The sequence below is a fragment of the Allobosea vaviloviae genome, assembly GCF_001298265.1.
In the GTDB taxonomy this organism is placed as follows: Bacteria; Pseudomonadota; Alphaproteobacteria; order Rhizobiales; family Beijerinckiaceae; genus Allobosea; species Allobosea vaviloviae_B.
The window spans coordinates 128,641-147,037 of sequence record NZ_LGSZ01000095.1; the positions used below are offsets into that span (position 1 = coordinate 128,641).

Here is an 18,397-nt window from a genome sequence, read left to right on the forward strand (position 1 = left end):
TCCGCTCCGACCCGTCATGGATCAGGCGTCGAGCCAGATGCGGTCGGTGAAGTTGAACCCGCCCAGGCTTCCGATCGGCAGCGGCGTCAACCCCTTGATCTTCTTCGAGACGCCGTCGACGTAGTTGAGGAAGGTCGGGATCATGATCGCCCCCGAATTGTGGATGATCGTCTGGATCTCGCCGTACTGCTCCTTGCGCTTGGCAAGGTCGAACTCGGCGCGGGTCATGTCGATCAGCTTCTCGAGGCGTTCGTTCTCGAAATGCGAGAAGTTCCAGACCGCGCCCTTCTTCCAGCTCAGATTGAGCAGCATGTTGTAGGTCGGGCGGGGGTGAAAATTGGTCGCGAAGAACGGGCGCTTGCCTGCGACCGCGGTCCAGTAGCTCTCGGCCGGCTCGCGCTTGATCTGCAGGTTGAGGCCGGCGCGCATCGCCTCGCGCTGCATCAGCTGGCCGATATCGACGCTGTAGAGCACGCCGTCGCCCATCGAGAGCTCGATCGGGCTGGCACCGATGCCCGATTTGCCGAAATGGAACTTGGCCTTGTCCACGTCGAGTTCGCGCTGCGGCAGCGCCGCGTTGTAATAGGGGCTCGCGGGGCCGATCGGATGGTCGTTGGCGATCGTGCCGTAGCCGCGCAGCACGGTGTCGAGCACGCGCTTGCGGTCGATCAGGTACGACAGGCCAAGCGCGAGGTCGGTGTTGTTGGAGGGCGCACGGTCGACCGCGGCCTGGATCGCGGTGTAGCGCGTGCTGGGTGTGACGAAGACCTCGGCATTGCTGGACTTGGCGACCTGCTCGATGCCGTTGCCGCGCAGTTCGAGGATCATGTCGACATCCCCCGAGAGCAGCGCGTTGGCGCGCGCCGACGCATCGGGGATCGGGAACATCTCAAACTGGTCGATATAGGGCTGGCCCTGTTTCCAGAAATTCGGGTTGCGCACCAGCACGGTGCGGATGCCGGGCTGGAACTCCTTGACCGTGAAGGCGCCTGTCCCGATCGGCCTGGCGAAGTCATAGGTGCCGTTCTTGACCAGCGCGAACTGGAAGATGCCGATCAGGATCGGGAAGTCGACATCCGGCTGCGCCAGCTCGAAGACGATCTTGCCGGGGCCGTCCGCCGTCACCGAGCTGATGTTGGCGATCAGCTGCTTGGCCGTCGAGGCGACCTTGTCCTCGCGATGGCGCAGGATCGAGAAGATGATGTCGTCGGTGGTGAGCGGTGCGCCGTCGCTGAAGCTGACGCCCTTGCGGATCGTGAAGACCCAGCGCGTCGCTTCCTTGTTGGCTTCCCAGGACTCGGCGACCTCGGGCTGGGCCTCGCCCTTCTCGTCCATCCGGGTCAGGTAGCTGTAGACGCTGGTGCCGCGGATATAGTCGTTGCCCTTGTCGTAGCGGGCGGAATCGAAGGTGTCGCCCGTCGACTGCTGGAACAGCGCCAGCCTCACCGTGCCGCCGCGCTTGGGCGTGCCCTGTGCCAGGCTGCGGCCGGAGCCCGCGAGCAGTCCCGTCGTCAGCAGGCCTGCGCTGAAGGCGCGCCGCGTGAGTGCGCTTGCCGGCAGGGAACTGCCGGTCATCATCGAACCGTCTGCCATTCCATTCACCCTCTTGTTTGACGGCGTCTTTGACGCTCGCAGGTCATGTTGCTTCACCGCTCCCACCCGCCGGCCGGGTTAGACAGTGCAGGTGCGGAGGACCATGCGCATCTGCATTGGATACTGACATCGAGTCAGTGCGGAACTGCGATATTATTAAAATAAACTCAGTATTCGATGATCGAATATTGAATTCAACAAAATCAGAACAAGATGATCTTTGGAAAAAGCGCGGCCGGACGATACGCCTGATATGGACAAACGAAGTTCCCGGTATGGACAGGGACGGCCGTGCCGGCCTGGTGGTTCCGGCTTCGCCTCAGACCATGCGCTTCGGGTCGAGCTGGACCTGGTAGGGGTGCAGGTCTGTCAGCGGCGAAACCCGGTCCGGCTGCGTCGGCTGAAGCAGTTCCGAGGCCCGGTCCTCCGAAGGCGAGACGCCATAGGCCTCGCGATAGCGCTCGAGAAAACGCGGATAGGAGCGGAAGCCGCAGCGCATCGCGATGGCGGTGAGGTCGATGCGCGTCGCCCTCACCAGCTTCCGCGCCCGCGCCAGGCGGATCATGCGGTAATAATCGAAGGTCGAGCAGTTGAAGGCGATCTCGAAGAGGCGATCGAGGTGGCGGCGCGACAATCCGAGATGCTCGGCGATCGCCTCGATGTCGAGCGGGCGGTGGATCGCCTCCTCCATCATGCGGCAAGCCTCGCGCACGGGCTGCGGGAAGCCGTTATAGGCCGAGGTAAACAAATCGTCCTGATAAGCGCCGATCTCGCGCCGATAGGGGAAGATGATGATGTTGGCGACGCGCGCAGCGACCGCCTTGCCAAGGTGCTCGGAGACCAGATGCAGCATCATGTCGGTGGCTGCGGCGCCACCGGCGCAGGTCATGCGTTTCTCGCTCCAGGTGTAGACCTTCTTGACGAAGCTCACCTTCGGGAAGAGCGCCGCGAACATCGGCAGGTTGTTGAAATGCGCCGTGGCCATGTGCCCGTTGAGCACGCCGGCCTTGGCGATGTGATACACGCCGCTCTCGATCGACCCGATCATCTTGCCGTGTCTGTCGAAGCGCCGGATCAGGCTCAGCGTCTCGGCGTTCTCGTAACTGTCGTGCCGGAAGCTCGACAGCACGACGAGCGCGTCGAACTCCTTGAGGTCGCGGACATGCATCTCGGCCTGAAGCGGAATGCCCGAACTCGACGCGACCTGCGCCTGCGTGTCGTGGACAAAGACGGAGCGGAAGGGGGGCTCGGGATAGAGCGAATTGGCGACCCGCAGCGTCTCGCTCGCGCAGACGGCACCGAGCAGCGAGAACTCCGGCAGCAGCAGGAAGGCGATTGTGTACATTCGCTGTTCTCAACAAAGCGTCGCGCATGACCGGACGAGGGACGTCGCCGGAGCCGATGGTGCTCGACGACATCCAGAGGTTACAGCACGATCCGCACGCGCTCGGCCATCGGCTATCTCAACCCGGTCCAGTTCGAAACGAGCCCGGGCCTCGCTTGACGGAGCGATTAGAGGATTGGCGGCAGGCCACTCCTCGCACCTCCGGCGGCCTCGAACGCTGCGGCTAGCACCCCATGGAGCGGCCAACGCATGCGCTTGACGCAGCGGTATGAGGATGCATTGTGGCGCTTCGGCGCGTTACCGGGGGGCGACCATGAACCGATCGAGCAGCAGACTTCTGGCAATCATGGGAGCCGCCTTGCTGTGGTCGGCGTCCAATGTGGCAATCGTGAGCCCCGCTGAGGCGGTTGTCTGTGCGAAGGGCGTCTATCGCGCCGGATGCGTCGGGCCCAACGGCGCCGTCGCAACCACGCGCGTCGCCCCGCGTCGCCACGGAGCAGCCTGCCGCCGTTACGGAGTCGTCGGCGGTGTCCGCCGATGCGTGGTCTGGTAGGCGCACCGAACACGTCGAGGTCGATACGGCTTGATGCATCCTGCCGCGTCGCAGCGTTGGGGGCGTAGCGGCGTCTTTGCGCGCCGTCGCCCTCTCTGGATCGTCGCGTCCTGGACGCTGGGTCGCGGCGCTTTGTCCCTTCCCGTTCGCCGCTTCAGCGATTAAGCAGAAGGCAAGGAGACATCATGTCGTCGAGTGGCCTGGGCAGCAGCAGAAAGAACTGGGTCGCGATCTGCGCGGCCTATCTGCTCGTGCTGCAAGTGCTGTTCGCCGGCTGGGCCGCGGGTAGCTACGCCCATGACGTCGCTCTCGACCGAACCCTGGCGCTGACGAACTGCCTGCCGGGCAGCGATTCCGGATCTGCCGGCGGTCACGGCGATACGCAGGCTCACGCCGGCATGGACTGCTGCACGGCCGGCTGCCCGATGCTCGTCGGTGCCGATCGGGTCCGGCCGGAATTCCAGCTCCTGGCACGGCGGCCCGCCGATCACGTCGCCTTTGCTCGCCGGCTCGACCGGCCTGTCGGATACCTGTCCGACCACTCGCCGGGCAATCCGCGCGCACCACCCGCTCTCGCCTGAACCGCCGTCCGGCGCCTGGCGTCCGCGACGGCTGTCTTCAGCCTGCCGCCGGTCGTCGCTAGGGTGATTTTCGCCTGGTCCGACGCCGTGACGGCGCGGAATCCGGTGCCATGCCATCCCATCCATTGGCTCGCTTCGCGGGCTGCTTCGCGACTGGCGCAGGTGCCGCTGCGATCGCGCTCGTCGGTCTCGATCAGGCCGCCCCGCTCGCCGTCCCGCTGAAGGCCGCCTGGCTTTGGCTCAGCGGTACCGGCGCGGTCGCGCTCGGCATCGCTCTCCCGACGATCGCGCGCCTCTGAAAGCCCGCCGACAGGCCGGGCTCAAGCGCCTTCGCGCCCGACATCGAAAACAGGACAGGAAATGCCCACCACAACCGAGAGGACGCCTTCATGAACAAGCCCATTCACTACATCGCTGCGATCGCGCTCACCCTGACCAGCGCTGTAGCGCTGGGGCATGATTTCGCCGCCGGAGCACTGAAAATCGGCCATCCCTGGACGCGTGCGACGCCAGACGGCGCCAAAGTCGCCGGCGGCTATCTCACCCTGCAAAACGGCGGCTCGGCTCCCGATCGCCTCCTGGGCGGCAGCAGCGACATCGCCGGCCGCATCGAGATTCATGAAATGGCGGTCAAGGACGGCGTGATGACCATGCGCCCGCTCGACAAGGGCCTCGAGGTCAAGCCCGGAGCCAGCGTCGAGCTAAAGCCCGGCGGCTATCACGTGATGTTCATGGACCTGAAGCGCCAGCTCAAGGAGGGCGAGACCGTCAAGGTCACGCTGAGCTTCGAGAAGGCCGGAATGCTGCCGGTCGAGTTCGCTGTCCAGTCCGTCGGCGCTCGCGAGCCGAGCCAGGGCTCCGGCCACAAGCACTGAAAACGGGAACCGTCATGTCCATGCACAAGCTCGCATCACTCGCGCTCGGCGCCTTCGCCCTCGTCGCCTCGGCCGTCTCGGCGCTCGCCGCCCCCACCGAAATCTCCGATGCGCTCGGCCGCAAGGTCACGGTCGATCTGCCGGTCAAGCGCGTCGCGATGAATTTCAGCTTCGAGGAGTTCACGGCCGTCTCCGGGATCGATGGCTGGAGCAAGGTCGTCGGCATCTCGAGAGGGCCATGGGAGGGCTGGCGGCCGCTGAACTTCAGCCGCTACGTGGCTGTGATCCCCAACCTCGCCGCCATGCCGGATATCGGCCAGACCGATGACGGCAGCTTCAGCGCCGAGAAGGTGATCGGGCTGAAGCCCGACGTGCTGCTGATGTCGGAATGGGGCTACAAATCCGCCAAGGCGCAGATGGAGCAGATCGAGGGTGCCGGCATTCCGGTCGTCATCATCGATTACAACGCCCAGCTCCTGGAACGCCATCTCGCTTCGACCCGCGCACTCGGCAAGGTCATGGGGCAGGAGGCCCGAGCCGAAGAGCTCGCGACACTCTACCAGAACAGCTTCGACGACATTCTAGCCCGCGTCGCCAAGGCCAAGGCCGCCGGCGTGCCGACGAAGAAGGTCTATGTCGAACTCGGCCAGGCCGGAGCCGACACCATCGGCAACACCTACAACGACACCATGTGGGGCAAGATCGTCACCACGCTCGGCGCGCAGAACATTGCGACCGGCAAGATCCCCGGCCCCTGGGGGCCGCTGAACGCGGAAGCGGTCATCGCCGAGAACCCGGACCTGATCGTCTTCACCGCCTCCTCCTGGGTCGGCAAGCCGAAGGCCGTGCGGACGGGCTACGACGTCACCCCGGAACAGACCCGCGCCGGCCTGAAACCTTATTCCGAGAGGCCCGGCTGGACGGAGATCAGGGCGATGAAGGCCGGCGAGGTCAATGCTATCGAGCATGGCCTGTGCCGGGCGCTCTATGACTTTGTCGGGATGCAGTATCTCGCCAAGCGGCTCTATCCCGACCAGTTCGCAGACGTCGATCCGGTCGCGAGCCTCAAGGCCTATCACGAAAAATACCTTCCGATCGCCTTCAGCGGCACCTGGATGCTGCCGCTGAAGCCCTGAAACGCACGCGGGTCGTCCGGGTCGAGCCTGCTGATTGCGCGTGCCCCGGGTGAAGCCTTCCTCGCCATCACGGAGACTATCATGATCGGTCTTTTCAGGGCCCTGCTGGTTGCAGCTGGCCTGCTTTTCAGTTGCGCGGCATCCCTGGCGGCGCCCACCGAGATCACCGACGCGCTGGGGCGCAAGGTCACGGTCGAGCTGCCGATCCGCCGCGTCGCGGTCAATTTCAACTTCGAGGAGTTCACGGCGGTCGCGGGCGTTGGCGGCTGGCAGAAGGTCGTCGGCATCTCGCGCACGGCCTGGGAAGGATGGCGGCCGGCGATCTTCAAGCGCTATGCCGCCGTTATCCCCAACCTCGCGGCCATGCCCGATATCGGCCTGATCGAGGATGGCAGCTTCAGCGCCGAGAAGCTGATCGCGCTGAAACCGGATGCCTTCCTGCTCGCCGACTGGATGTTCACGGCGCTAGGCAGCGAGCGCGAGCGCATTGAGGCGGCGGGCATCCCGATCCTCGTCATCGACTACAACGCCCAGATCCTCGAACGCCACTTGGCCTCGACGCGGGCGCTCGGCAAGATCATGGGCGCCGAGGCGCGGGCGGAGGAGCTCGCGACCTTCTATGAGAGCCAGTATCGCGACGTTCTCGCCCGGGTCGCGAAGGCCAACGTCGCGCGCAAGCCACGCACCTATGTTGAGGTCGGGCCGGACGGCGCCGAGACCGCGGGCGTCAGCTACGCCACGACGATGTGGGGCAAGATCCTGACCTTGCTCGGCAGCGACAACATCGCCGTCGGCAAGCTCGCCGGGGCTTCCGGGCGGATGAACCCGGAAGCGGTCATCGCCGCCGATCCGGAGGTGATCTTCATCGCCGGCTCATCCTGGGCCAACAAGCCGAAGGCGGTGAAGACGGGCTACGACATGACGCCCGAGCAAACCCGCACTTCGCTCGCGCCCTATGCGGCGCGGGCCGGATGGGCGGATCTGTCGGCCGTTCGATCCGGCAACGTCAACGCGATCGAACACGGGCTGAGCCGCTCGCTCTTCGATTTCGTGGCCATGCAATATATCGGCAAACGGCTTTATCCGGCGGCCTTTGCCGACGTCGATCCCGACGCCTCATTCCGGGCCTATCACGAGAGGTATCTGCCCGTGGCCTATGGCGGCAGCTGGATGCTGCCGCTGAAGCCATGAGCGCGCCGCTCTCCACCGCGCTCGGCGAGGGCGCCGTCGATGCGTTGTATGCCCGTCTCGCCGGGCGGCGGCGCATGGTCCTGCTCGTCGGGCTCGCCGCGATCGCCGTCAGCCTGGTTCTCGATGTGGCGACGGGGCCGGCACTGCTTCCGATCGGAGCCGTCGCAAAATCGGTCTTCGGTCTTGCGCAGGACCGCACCATCGATGCGATCGTCTGGTCGATCCGCCTGCCGATCGCCTTCGTGGCGCTGGCCGTCGGCGCCGCGCTCGGTCTCTCCGGCGGGATCATGCAGACCATCCTGAACAACCCGCTGGCATCGAGCTACACGCTCGGCGTCTCGGCGGGGGCGGGCTTCGGCGCGGCGCTGGTCATCGTTTTGGGCGTCGCCTTCCCGTTGCCCGAAACCTGGGCGATTCCCGCGATGGCCTTCCTCTTCGCAGGGCTTGCCTGCGCTGGCGTCTATGCGATCGGCAGCCTGCGTGGCTCGTCTCCGGAGATGCTGGTGCTGGGCGGCATCGCGCTGCTCTTCCTGTTCCAGGCTCTGCTGGCTCTGCTGCAATTCGTCGCGTCGCCCGAAGCGCTGCAGCAGATCGTGTTCTGGCTGTTCGGCTCCCTCCAGAAAGCCAGCTGGTCGAAGCTCTGGATCATCGTCGCGGTGCTTGCGCTGGCGCTGCCGCCGCTGCTGCTCGATGCCTGGCGGCTGACCGCGCTGAAGCTCGGCGACGAGCGGGCGAGGGGCCTGGGCGTGGATGTCGCCCGTCTGCGCATGCGCTCCTTCGCGATCATCTCGGCCCTGACCGGCGTCGCGGTCGCCTTCGTCGGGACGATCGGTTTCGTCGGCCTCGTCGCCCCGCATATGGCGCGCATGCTGGTCGGGGAGGATCAGCGCGGGCTGCTGCCGGCCTCGGCGCTGTTTGGAGCGCTGCTGCTGTCGCTTGCCTCCATCGCAAGCAAGACGGTGCTGCCGGGCGCGATCGTGCCGATCGGGATCGTCACCTCGCTGATCGGCGTGCCCTTCTTCGTCTGGCTCATCATCCGCAGCCGGAGGGCCTTCTGGTGAAAGTCCGGATCGAGGATCTCTCCGTCCGCTACGGTGCGACGACGGCGCTCGCCGGCCTCGACCTGACAGCCGAACCCGCCGCAGTCCTGGCCGTCATCGGACCCAACGGCTCGGGCAAGTCGTCGCTCATCAAGGCCGTCGCAGGGCTGGTGCCGCATCGAGGCCATATCGTCTTCGAAGCCGGGAACGGATCGGAGCGACGCATCGGCTACATGCCACAGGATATTTCGAGCCGTGCCGCGCTCACGGTTCTGGAAGCGGTCCTGCTGGGGCGCCTGGGTCGGCTGGGCTTGCGTGTGAAGTCGAGCGATCTCGCCATGGCAGGCGCGGTGCTGGACGAACTCGGCCTTCGCCATCTCGCGGGGCGCTATCTGGGCGAGCTCAGCGGTGGTCAGCGACAGCTCGTCTTCCTGGCGCAGGCGCTGGCATCCGAACCCAACCTGCTCCTGCTCGACGAGCCGATCAGTGCGCTCGACATCCGCCACCAGTTGGAGGTCATGCAGATCGTTCGCCGGCTGACGCATCAGCGTCGCCTGACGACGATCGTCATCCTCCATGACCTCAACATCGCCGCTCGTTTTGCAGACCGCATCGCGGTCATGTGCCGGGGGCGGTTGATCTGCCATGGCTCGCCGAAAGCCGTGATCGAACCCGCTATGATCGCCGAGGTTTTCGGCGTCGAGGCGGCCATGTCCTCGACGCCGGATGGTTCGTTGATCGTCACACCGCTGAGGGCGGTGTGACGGCCTGCTGCAGCGGAAAGGCGGCTGACATCGGAGGCCCCGGGGCCCAGAGTACGGCGCTTGGGGCATGCCTCGATGCCCGTGTCATGGTCGCAATGCGCTTCTGGTCGATCGCATGCGCCTGCGACCGGGCGACGACCCTTCGGCCCGTTCTCGCTTGGCATGTGCGATCGTTCTTTGCCGCACAGCGCAGGCGGTCGGCGTCGAAGGAGTGTCGCAAGGCGACCAAGCCAACTCCGGTCGCCAGCGCGATCGTCGATCCCATCAGAACTTCAGCAGGCATTCCCGCAACGTCACTGGCAGATCTGACGCCGGCGCGGTTTGCCTGACGCGCAGCATCTGGCCCGCGACCGCTGCGGCGCGGACATCGCGCGGGTTCAGGTCGAATTCCTGCTTGAAGGCGCGGCTGAAGCTGGATGCATCCTCGAAGCACAGCGCATCGGCGATGGCGTTGATGCTGGCGCCATTGGCGGTATCGGAGAGATCCGCATATCCGCGCAGCAGGCGCCGGTGCCGGATGTAGCGCGCGACACCGCCATCGTCCTGGAAAAGGCGGTAGAGCTGCGTGCGAGACATCCCGACCGCGCGGCAGAGCATGGTTGCGTCGAGCCTCGGCTCGCGCAGGTTCTGGTCGATGAACTGCCGGACCTTTTCCCGCCGCGTCACACTGATCTGGCTGGAGGCGAGGTCGAGACGGTCCGCCGAGGGGGCGGTACAGGCCAGCACCATGGCGCGTACAGCATTGGTCAAGCGCGGCATGTCCGCTGCCTCGAGCTCACCGAAGCTGCGCTGGAGCAGGCCGATATAGTCTCCCAGGAGCCGGCCGAGAGGCGTGTCGAGGGCCTGTGCCTGCGCCGCGTCGAGCAGCGGCGCGAGTTCCCGGAAGCTGTCGCGGGGCAGGTAGAGTTGCAGGCGCTCGTCGCTCGACCGCTGGCTGACGAGCTCGCGGCCGAGCGAGGCGACATAGGGCACCGAAGCCGGGACGTCGAGGGTAAGCCCCCCGCCGCCCGATCCCAGCGTCCGGCGATGGCCGAGCGTGATCACCCAGTGGTCGATCGGGTTCGAGCGCAGCAGCGCGGTATCGCGCACCGCGGTAAGGGCAGGGGCCTTGACGTGACTGAGGCCGAATTCGTCCAGCGTCCAGACCACGCTGGTCGCGGCGAAACCGGCCTCGCTCTCGTGCAAAGCGATGTTGAAGACGCCGTCGAACCAGCCTTGCCACGCGTCGAACTGTTCCCGAATGGGCAAGTCCGTGGTCGTGAAGCGGACTGGAATCATGATGCCCCCCGGCATGTCGAGTGCCGGAGGGTAACACGGCGGGCCAGGAAGTGACATGCGCAGCGAGATGCCGCGAATGCAGAAGCCGCGTGGCTCGAGATCTCGGCGGCATCTACGGCAGACGGCTCCTAAGCGCCGGAGGTCGCCTGCCTGTCGCGAATGCGACCCGGTTGCCGATCACCAGCGGCGGCAGACCTGGATCCGGCGCGTCTGCCAGCGACCGCGATGGTCGCGGAAGCGCCGTGTCTCCCACCAGCAGCGGCGTCCGCGATGCCACTGCACCTGCTCGACCCCGGACTCGTCGCTGAGGCCCGGCACCGCGGCGACGGGAGCGGCGGAAGCGCCGCCGCCGGAGAGCCCCGCCCAGCCCAAGGCCGCGGCGACGGCGAATGCACGAATCCACATGGTCGTTTCCCTTCCCGATTGAGGCGGTGCGTGCGCCCGCCGCTCAGAAGCGCCAGATCAGCGGCACGATGAAGACCGCCACGATGAAGAACCAGATCAGCAGGGGCAGGCCGAGCTTCCAGTAATCGCTGAAGGCGTAGCCGCCGGGTCCCATGACCATGAGATTGGTCGGGGTGGCGATCGGGGTCAGGAAGGCGCCCGCCGCTGCGACCGCCGTGCTCATCAGTACGGGCTTGGGCGAGATGCCCATGCTGGCGGCGGCGGCGACGCCGATCGGGATCACGATCAGCGCGGTGGCGGTGTTGCTGATGAGCTGCCCCATCACCGCCGTGAGGATGAAGAGGCCGGCCAGCAGCGCCATCGGCCCGGCGTCCCCGACCATCAGCACGAGCCGCTCGGCCAGCAGCTTGGCCGCGCCGGTTTCGACCATCGCCGTCGAGAGCGGCATCATGGCGCCGACAAGGATGACCGTTGTCCAGCTGATCGCGCGGTAGGACTGTTCGACGGTCATGATGCCCGTCAGGATGATGGCGCCCGCGGCGAGCAGGCCAGCCACCGCCGGCGGCACGATGCCGGTGGCCAGCAGAAGGACCATGCCGAACAGGATGATGACGGCCTGCTTGGCGCCTGGCCCCATCGGCACGGCCTGACGGCGGACGAGCTCCGGTGAACTGACGACCAGCACGTCGGGGTCGTCGAGATGGGTGTCGAGCGCCTTCCAGGTGCCCTGCAGCAGCATGGTGTCGCCGGCTTCCAGCACGATGGCGCCGGCCTGGGTCGTGGCGCTCTGCGCCGCGATCTCGTTGCCGGAGCGCTGCACGGCGAGGATGATCAGGTCGCCGCTGTCTGTGACCATGCCCGGAAAGACGCTTTGCGCGATGAGGCCGGACCGCGGCGGGATCACCACCTCGGCGAGGCCCGAGCGCCGGTTGAACAGCGTCTCTTCGCCGGCGCCAGTCGCTGCGCTCTCGTCACGGAAAGCCAGATGCATGGCGGCCGCGAAGTTGGCCGCGGCCTCCGTGTCGCCGCGCAGCAGGACATGGTCGCCCTCGGCGATTGCGTCGCGACGCAGCGGGCCGGCGCTGTCGCCCTCCTGGATCGCGACGAGCTGCAGGCCGGGGAAGGCGGCAAGGTCGATCGAGGCCGCCGGCTTGCCGACATAGGGGCAGGTGGCGCGCACGCGCAGCTGGTAGATCCCACTGGCGAGCCCGTACTGCTCGACCAGCGTCTTGGCATGGCGGCTGAAATCGGCCGGCATGGTCGCGCCGTTGCGCTCGGGCAGCAGCTTCTGGCCGAACAGGATCATGATCGCCATCGACCCGGCGAGCAGCGGAATGCCGGCGAGAGCGAATTCGAAGAAGCCGAACCCACCGACGCCGGCATCCATGCCGGCCTCCGAGACGAGGACATTGACCGGCGTGCCGGTCAGGGCCAGCATCGAGCCGGCATGGGCGGCGAAGACCAGCGGCATCAGGAGCTGCGAGGAGTTGCGCTTCAGCCGCACCGCGATGACCACGACCACGGGCAGGAGCGCCGCCACCGCACCGTTGACGCTGATCAACGCGGTGAGCAGCGAGACCAGCCCCATGGTGAGCAGCAGCAGGCGGGTCCGGCTCTCCTCGCCCGCGCCTTTGATCAGGAGCTGCCCGGCCCAGGCGGTGACGCCGGTGACCTCGAGGCCCGACGACACCACGAAGAGCGCGGCGATGAAGATCACCGCCGGGTCGCCGAGCCCGCCCAGCGCCTGCGGCAGGGTCAGAACGCCGGTCGCCCAGAGCGACAGCGCCGTGCCCATCGCCACCAGCACGACCGGCACCCTGTTCGTGACGAACAGGACGACCGCCGCGGCGATAATGAGGGCTGTATAGGCTATCGGGCTCACGCGTCAGCTCCTCGTTGGGCCTTGTTCGACGGGCGCGCCGCCGGAACGGTCTGTTAGTCCTCGAGCGTCGCCATCAGGATGCCGAGCCGGCAACCCTTCTCGTACTCGTCGAGCTTCACGAATTCCTTGATCGTATGGATCTCGGCCTGGCCCGCACCGATCGTGATCGTCGGCACGCCGGCCCTGTCGAGCCAGTTCGCGTCGAGACCGCCATTGGAGAAGATATAGGTAGGCTCCAGGCCGAGCATCCCGAGCGCCTTGGTGGCGCGCTTCACGACCGGCGAATCCTGGTCCAGACGGAAGGGCGGGTAGGCCGCCGCGCGCTTGAACACGACCTCGCCGGTTGCACCCTCATGGTCGGTCACGGCCGCCTTGGCCTTGGCGAAGGCCGCCTCGAAACCGTCGACGATCTGGGTGGCGAAGCTTAGCTCCGGGCTGCGCGCCTCGCCCTTGAGGAAGGCATAGTCGGTGACGACATTGGTGGCGTCGCCGGCCGGCTTGCCGTCCCGGCCGCCAAAGATGCCGATATTGCTGCTGCCGAAGGCCTCGCCCTTGACCACCTTGCCGAACCAGCCGGCGGTGCGGGCTTCCGTCAGGCCGATCGCGCCGATCATCGTCGCCGAGATGCCCTTGTCGGGCGCGACGCCGGCATGGGAGGCACGGCCGGTGATCTCGACCTCCCAGTTCTCCTGGCCGACCGCGCCGATGATGAGCTCGGAGGCGAGCTGGCCGTCGACATTGATGCACATCGCCGGGCTCTTGAGGTCCGCGGGGTTCAGCTCGCGGGCGCCATGCAGGCCGCTTTCCTCGCGCACCGTGAACAGCAGCGTGATCGGCGGATGGGGCAGGCTGTTCTTGATCAGCGTCTCGGCGAGCACGACGAGGAGCGCCACGCCGGTTCGCGCATCGCCACCCAGCGCCGTCGTGCCATCGGAGACGATGCGGTCGCCCTCGCGCCGCGGCTTGGCGCCGGCGCAGAGCGGCACCGTGTCGAGATGGGTCGAGAACAGAAGGCGCGGCCCCGGCTTCGTGCCCGGCAACTCGACGATCAGGTTGCCGGTCTGCGTCGGCAGCGGGATGCGGCTGTTGGCGTCGTCATAGCGGATCGCGGAAGCCGGCACGCCGATCTTGATCAGCGCCTCGCTGACGGCGGCCGCAATCGCGGCCTCCTCACCGGTGACGCCCTCGACCGAGAGGAAGGTCATCAGGTGATCGATCGCCGCCTCGACGTCGAGGGGGATATTGGCAGTGCTCATGACATCCATCCAAGTTGAGGGCCCGTTTTAACGACCGGGCCTGGCTTGTCTTCAAGGTTGGGCACGAAGCCTCAGAGGCCCCAGGGCAATCCCAGCGTCTTCCAGACGACGAAGAGGGCGGTCCACACCACGAACATTCCGGCCAAGTAGGGCAGCATCAGCGCCACCAGGGTGCCGACACCGGCATTGCGATCGTATTTCTGCATCAGGCCGACGACCATGGCGAAATAGGCGTTGAGCGGCGTGATCATGTTCATTGGGCTGTCGCCGATCCGATAGGCCGCGAGCACCGCTTCGGGCTCGACGCCGAGCTTCATCAGCAGCGGCACGAAGACGGGCGCAAAGATCGCCCATTTGGCGATGGCCCCGGTCAGCAGCAGGTCGATGATGGCGACGACGACGATGAAGCCCAGCAGCAGCGGCAGCGCGCCGATATTGGCCGACTGGAGCAGGCCGGCGAGGCTGAGCGCCATCACCGTGCCCATGTTGGTATAGGTGAAATAGGCGACGAACTGGCTCAGGATGAAGAACAGGAAAATCGTGCCGCCGAGGCCCTTGATCGATTTCTCGATGGCCGCGATGACATCGGTCAGCGTGCGCACCGTCCCGGCCCCGATGCCGTAGCACCAGCCGCTCGTCAGGAAGATCAGCATGATCAGGGCGATCAGCCCATTCATGAACGGTGAATTGCCGATCAGTTCGCCGGTCGTGGGATTCCGCAGAGGCGCGCCCGAGGGGACGGTCAACAGAAGGAATACAACGATCAGCCCGAGCAGCCCGAAGCCGGCAAAGCGCAGGCCACGGGATTCGGACTCGGACAAAAGCGCAGCCTGATCCGTCGTCGTGCCCTCCGCCGCCTTCGTCGCGTCATAGGGTCCAAGCCGCGGGCCGACGATCCTGTCCGTGATGAAGGCGATGGTGATCGTCAGCACGACGACCGACGCGACCGAGAACCAGACGTTCGAGGCAAGGCCGATGGTGCGGGCCGGGTCGACGAGGCGGGCGGCGTCGTTGGTGAACTCGACGAGCACGGCGTCCAGCGGCTTGATCAGCATGTTGACCGTGAACGCCCCGGCCACGCCCGCGAAGCCGAGCGCGAGACCCGCCATCGGGTTTCGACCGACGGCCAGATAGGCGATGCCGGCGAGCGGGATCAGCACCAGATAGCCCGCATCGGCCGCGATGCTGGCGGTGATGGCGACGAAAGCCAGGATGTAGGTCAACGCCGCGGGCGGCGAGATGATCACCAGCTTGCGGATGAGCGCGGTGACCAGACCCGATTCCTCCGCCACGCCCGCGCCGATCATGGCGGCGATCATCAGGCCGACGGCGGTAAAGGCCATGAAGTTCGGGACCAGCGAAGAGTAGATGAACCGGATGCCCTCCGCATTGAGGAGGCTCCGGATCGCCGTCGAGGCAATCTCGATCTTGTGGGTCTCGGGATTGATGCGCTCGTAGGACACCTGAGTGCCGAAGAGGCCCAGCACGGCCGAGAGCACGATCACGATGCCGATCAGGATCAGGAAGATCACGACCGGATGCGGCACCATGTTGCCGACCTTCTCGACGCCGTCGAGGAAGCGTTGCATCGTGGTCTTGGGTGCGGTGCTCTCCATCGCCATGTCGGCCTTCCTCCCCGGCCGGGAGCGGCCCCGGCGACAACGACCCGCCCGCCGGGTCCATGGCCCGGGCGGAGGCTAGGGGGCGAACTTAGTGGCATGAGCCGTTGGGGCATCGGCCCAGAATCCCAAAGCTTGGGCCGGCTGTCCCAAAATGGCGAGAAGCGGGCGACACGGGGGGCGGCGGATCCCTTCGTGACGAAGGCAAGGCGTTGAGGCTTGTCTTCGAAGCGTTACGTCGTTTCAATACCGCAGCGTCATAAGCGGGCGGCTGGTCGGCCGGCCTTGTTGCGATGCGCCTGGTCGATGAAGAGTTCGGAGTTTTGCGTCATGCCGGAACAGCAACCGAAGACGCGAGACGGCGTCCCGGGACGGACCGGCTACAGGGGGCAGTCTTGAACCTTGCACCTGCGCCGGTGCGCGCCGGTGTCCACCACCGAGCGGCGCGTATCGCGGCGATGCTCGCCACCGGCCTGCTGATGGCGGCCTGCGCCTCCGCACCTCGCGGACTGCTCCAGACGGTCGCTCCCGTTCCGGACACCTATCAACTCGACATGCTCACCGCGACGACGCGGGCGGTCTCGGACGAACCCGGCGTGCTCTACGACGGCGAGCGGGGCAGGGGCGTCTCCTTCAGCAACATCGTCGTCTCGATTCCCCGTAACCGGGAGCCCGGCACGATCCAGGTCCCGCGAACGGTCCCCGGCAATCCGGCGACGGACTTTACGGTCAGCGCGGCGACCTCGCTGCGGAAATCGGATCTGCCGCGCTGGTTCGCCTCGGCGGGCGGTCGCAAGCGGCGCGCCTTCATCTTCGTCCACGGCTTCAACACGCCCTTCGACCGGGCCGTCTTCCGCTTCGCGCAGCTTGCCCATGACTCGGACGCGAATGCAGCGCCGATCCTGTTCTCCTGGCCATCGCGCGGGCGCCTGCTCGACTACCGGCTCGATCTCGACAATGCGTCCTATTCGCGCTCCGACCTCGCCGAGGTGCTGATGATGGCGGCGCGGAGTCCGGCCGTGGGCGAGATCGTCGTCCTGGCGCATTCGATGGGCGGGTGGCTCGCCGTCGAAGCGCTCAAGCAGGTCGCGCTGAAGAACGGCGGCATCCCGGCCAAGATCAACAACCTCATCCTGGCGTCGCCGGATCTCGATGTCGGGGTCTTCCGGCGTCAGATCGAGGATATGGGGCCGCGCCGTCCGCGGATCACGATCTTCGCCTCGCAGAACGACCGGGCGCTGCAGCTCTCGCAGTTCCTGGCGCGCGGCGCGACCCGGCTGGGGGCGATCGACCTGTCCCGCGAGGACTACCAGTCGCAGCTCGGCGACCTGAAGGGCATCACCGTGGTCGACATCAGCGCGATCAAGGCCGGCGACCGCGTCAACCACGACACCTACGCTTCGAGCCCCGAGATCGTGCAACTGATCGGCAACCGCCTGATCGAAGGCCAGGTCATCACGGATTCGGACGTGACGGGCACGGGAACGGCGCTGGAGACGGTCGGCTCCGCGGCCGGTCTGCTGATCACGGCCCCGATCCGTGTCTTCGACGCGGCGACGACACGCAGGGAGTGACGCAGGGTTTCTTGACCAAGGCCGGTCGTGTCGAGACAATTGAGCGACATCAACACACGGAGGACACCCCAGACTACATTCTGAACGGGACGCTCGGAAGGCAAGGCGCACGCAACGATCCGCATTCACGGAGGTGATCATGGCACTGTCCGCAAGCCCTCAACCGATCTTCACGGTGGGACCTGTCCTCTCGCCGATCACCATCCAGCTGGACGAGTCCGCGCAGGAGCAGCGCAGCTGGATACGGCCCTCCACGGCAGCGCTTCCCGTACGCGCTGCGCCCTGGATGTCCCCGGAGCCTCGCGCCGCGGTCGAGTGGCGGTTCGGCGATCTCACTTTGATCCGCGACGCCCGGCCGATCGGCCAGCCGCCGGCTGGCACGCCACGCGGTCAGCGGCTCCGGCACCGAGGCTGCATCGCCCTGCTTTGCAGCGAAGCGGAAGCCGGCTCACCGACGCTGTTCGTCTCGTCCCGTGCCGGTCCCGCGCTCGCTGCGCTGGAGCAGTCGGCGCGCCGATTCGGCAATGCCGAAGAACGGCTGGCGCTGCTCGTGCCCAGAGACTGGCTGGAAGGCGCGAGCGCGGCGACGGCCGAGCCGGTGCGTCGGATCGAGACTGAAACCGGCCCAGCCGCGCTCCTGGCAGGCTTCATGCGGCAACTCGCCGGCCAGTCGCGGCATGTCAGCGAAAACCAGGCCAGAAGCCTGGCGATCGCGATGCGAGCCCTTCTGGAAGCCTGCATCGCTCCCGCCGGAAACGCTGTTGCGGCCAAAGCGACATCGCCGTCGTCGAGCACCGTGGAACGCGCGCGCCAGATCGTCCAGCGTCACATGGGCTCGCCTGATTTCGGCCCGTCACAGCTGGGCCGCCTTCTGGCGATGTCGCGTTCCAAGCTCTATCGCCTGCTCGACGGTGACGGCGGCGTCGCCCATTTCATCAACCGCGAGCGCCTGCTGCAGGCGAGGCGCGATCTGACGACGCCGGGCGAGCCGCTCTCGGTTCATGCCATAGCCAGCCGCGTCGGCTTTCGCGATCATTCCACCTTCAGCCGCGCGTTCCGCAGGGAGTACGGTTGCAGTCCGAGCAGGTTGCGCGAACGACTGCAATCGGCCCATCCCGAACCGGGCCGCCCCGGGCACGGGCTGCAGGACGCACGACGGGCCGACCGCCCTTTCTGCACCCTGTGCAAAGGCCGCGGGGAGAATGGGATGAACAGCCCAGATTTGGGATTCTGAGCTGATCCGGCCGGGTGATGGTGTTGGTAGTTTCCCGGCCGATGCCCGGAAACGGGGCGCGATGGCGCTCG

General features: G+C 66.5%; 16 protein-coding genes. 9 read left to right on the forward strand and 7 right to left on the reverse strand.

What is annotated here, in order from left to right:
* Nucleotides 1-21 precede the first annotated feature (21 nt).
* Nucleotides 22-1,593, reverse strand: a complete 1,572-nt coding sequence (locus tag AE618_RS26550; protein ID WP_054212059.1) for an ABC transporter substrate-binding protein — start codon at nt 1,591-1,593, stop codon at nt 22-24.
* 319 nt (nt 1,594-1,912) lie between these two features.
* On the reverse strand, nt 1,913-2,938 hold the full coding sequence (locus AE618_RS26555) for a GlxA family transcriptional regulator (protein WP_054212060.1): 1,026 nt from the start codon (nt 2,936-2,938) through the stop codon (nt 1,913-1,915).
* 738 nt (nt 2,939-3,676) lie between these two features.
* Here AE618_RS26555 and AE618_RS26560 point away from each other — a divergent pair.
* The 7 genes from AE618_RS26560 (at nt 3,677) to AE618_RS26585 (ending at nt 9,078) form a co-directional block, all read left to right on the forward strand.
* Nucleotides 3,677-4,072, forward strand: coding sequence for a hypothetical protein (locus AE618_RS26560; protein WP_054212061.1), 396 nt, complete (start codon nt 3,677-3,679; stop codon nt 4,070-4,072).
* A 110-nt stretch (nt 4,073-4,182) separates the two neighbouring features.
* Nucleotides 4,183-4,371, forward strand: a complete 189-nt coding sequence (locus AE618_RS28315) for a hypothetical protein (protein WP_156330508.1) — start codon at nt 4,183-4,185, stop codon at nt 4,369-4,371.
* 90 nt (nt 4,372-4,461) lie between these two features.
* Complete coding sequence (locus AE618_RS26565) at nt 4,462-4,947, forward strand: copper chaperone PCu(A)C (protein WP_054212062.1); 486 nt, start codon at nt 4,462-4,464, stop codon at nt 4,945-4,947.
* A 14-nt stretch (nt 4,948-4,961) separates the two neighbouring features.
* On the forward strand, nt 4,962-6,083 hold the full coding sequence (locus AE618_RS26570; RefSeq protein WP_248311037.1) for an ABC transporter substrate-binding protein: 1,122 nt from the start codon (nt 4,962-4,964) through the stop codon (nt 6,081-6,083).
* A gap of 81 nt (nt 6,084-6,164) precedes the next feature.
* On the forward strand, nt 6,165-7,274 hold the full coding sequence (locus AE618_RS26575; RefSeq protein ID WP_054212063.1) for an ABC transporter substrate-binding protein: 1,110 nt from the start codon (nt 6,165-6,167) through the stop codon (nt 7,272-7,274).
* Nucleotides 7,271-8,335, forward strand: a complete 1,065-nt coding sequence (locus AE618_RS26580; RefSeq protein WP_054212064.1) for a FecCD family ABC transporter permease — start codon at nt 7,271-7,273, stop codon at nt 8,333-8,335. The genes AE618_RS26575 and AE618_RS26580 overlap by 4 nt, the downstream gene beginning before the upstream one ends.
* Entirely contained in the window at nt 8,332-9,078 is a 747-nt protein-coding gene (locus tag AE618_RS26585) for an ABC transporter ATP-binding protein (RefSeq protein ID WP_054212065.1), read from the forward strand. Before AE618_RS26580 ends, AE618_RS26585 begins: the two co-directional genes overlap by 4 nt.
* Nucleotides 9,079-9,342: 264 nt before the next feature.
* On the opposite strand, the gene AE618_RS26590 is transcribed toward AE618_RS26585, so the two are convergent.
* The 5 genes from AE618_RS26590 to AE618_RS26610 form a co-directional block, all read right to left on the reverse strand.
* On the reverse strand, nt 9,343-10,326 hold the full coding sequence (locus AE618_RS26590; RefSeq protein WP_197280895.1) for a helix-turn-helix domain-containing protein: 984 nt from the start codon (nt 10,324-10,326) through the stop codon (nt 9,343-9,345).
* A gap of 207 nt (nt 10,327-10,533) precedes the next feature.
* Nucleotides 10,534-10,761, reverse strand: coding sequence for a hypothetical protein (locus AE618_RS26595; protein WP_054212067.1), 228 nt, complete (start codon nt 10,759-10,761; stop codon nt 10,534-10,536).
* Nucleotides 10,762-10,804: 43 nt separating this feature from the next.
* Nucleotides 10,805-12,643 (reverse strand): SLC13 family permease, encoded by a 1,839-nt coding sequence (locus AE618_RS26600; RefSeq protein ID WP_054212068.1) that lies wholly within the window; start codon nt 12,641-12,643, stop codon nt 10,805-10,807.
* Nucleotides 12,644-12,696: 53 nt separating this feature from the next.
* Complete coding sequence (locus tag AE618_RS26605; RefSeq protein WP_054212069.1) at nt 12,697-13,908, reverse strand: M20/M25/M40 family metallo-hydrolase; 1,212 nt, start codon at nt 13,906-13,908, stop codon at nt 12,697-12,699.
* A 62-nt stretch (nt 13,909-13,970) separates the two neighbouring features.
* Nucleotides 13,971-15,521 (reverse strand): AbgT family transporter, encoded by a 1,551-nt coding sequence (locus tag AE618_RS26610; RefSeq protein ID WP_054212070.1) that lies wholly within the window; start codon nt 15,519-15,521, stop codon nt 13,971-13,973.
* Between the two features lie 392 nt (nt 15,522-15,913).
* Between AE618_RS26610 and AE618_RS26615 the strand changes: the two genes are divergently transcribed.
* Together AE618_RS26615 and AE618_RS26620 are read left to right on the forward strand one after the other, a co-directional pair.
* On the forward strand, nt 15,914-17,092 hold the full coding sequence (locus AE618_RS26615; RefSeq protein ID WP_248311038.1) for an alpha/beta hydrolase: 1,179 nt from the start codon (nt 15,914-15,916) through the stop codon (nt 17,090-17,092).
* A gap of 139 nt (nt 17,093-17,231) precedes the next feature.
* On the forward strand, nt 17,232-18,326 hold the full coding sequence (locus AE618_RS26620) for an AraC family transcriptional regulator (RefSeq protein ID WP_156330509.1): 1,095 nt from the start codon (nt 17,232-17,234) through the stop codon (nt 18,324-18,326).
* Nucleotides 18,327-18,397: the final 71 nt, after the last annotated feature.

What these genes read in the sequence shown, in the direction of transcription:
- AE618_RS26575 (WP_054212063.1), top strand. Translation starts at nt 6,165, where the DNA reads ATGATCGGTCTTTTCAGGGCCCTGCTGGTTGCAGCTGGCCTGCTTTTC.
- AE618_RS26580 (WP_054212064.1), top strand. Translation starts at nt 7,271, where the DNA reads ATGAGCGCGCCGCTCTCCACCGCGCTCGGCGAGGGCGCCGTCGATGCG.
- AE618_RS26560 (WP_054212061.1), top strand. Translation starts at nt 3,677, where the DNA reads ATGTCGTCGAGTGGCCTGGGCAGCAGCAGAAAGAACTGGGTCGCGATC.
- AE618_RS28315 (WP_156330508.1), top strand. Translation starts at nt 4,183, where the DNA reads ATGCCATCCCATCCATTGGCTCGCTTCGCGGGCTGCTTCGCGACTGGC.
- AE618_RS26595 (WP_054212067.1), bottom strand. Translation starts at nt 10,761, where the DNA reads ATGTGGATTCGTGCATTCGCCGTCGCCGCGGCCTTGGGCTGGGCGGGG.
- AE618_RS26550 (WP_054212059.1), bottom strand. Translation starts at nt 1,593, where the DNA reads ATGGCAGACGGTTCGATGATGACCGGCAGTTCCCTGCCGGCAAGCGCA.
- AE618_RS26570 (WP_248311037.1), top strand. Translation starts at nt 4,962, where the DNA reads ATGTCCATGCACAAGCTCGCATCACTCGCGCTCGGCGCCTTCGCCCTC.
- AE618_RS26610 (WP_054212070.1), bottom strand. Translation starts at nt 15,521, where the DNA reads ATGGCGATGGAGAGCACCGCACCCAAGACCACGATGCAACGCTTCCTC.
- AE618_RS26605 (WP_054212069.1), bottom strand. Translation starts at nt 13,908, where the DNA reads ATGGATGTCATGAGCACTGCCAATATCCCCCTCGACGTCGAGGCGGCG.
- AE618_RS26620 (WP_156330509.1), top strand. Translation starts at nt 17,232, where the DNA reads ATGGCACTGTCCGCAAGCCCTCAACCGATCTTCACGGTGGGACCTGTC.
- AE618_RS26565 (WP_054212062.1), top strand. Translation starts at nt 4,462, where the DNA reads ATGAACAAGCCCATTCACTACATCGCTGCGATCGCGCTCACCCTGACC.
- AE618_RS26555 (WP_054212060.1), bottom strand. Translation starts at nt 2,938, where the DNA reads ATGTACACAATCGCCTTCCTGCTGCTGCCGGAGTTCTCGCTGCTCGGT.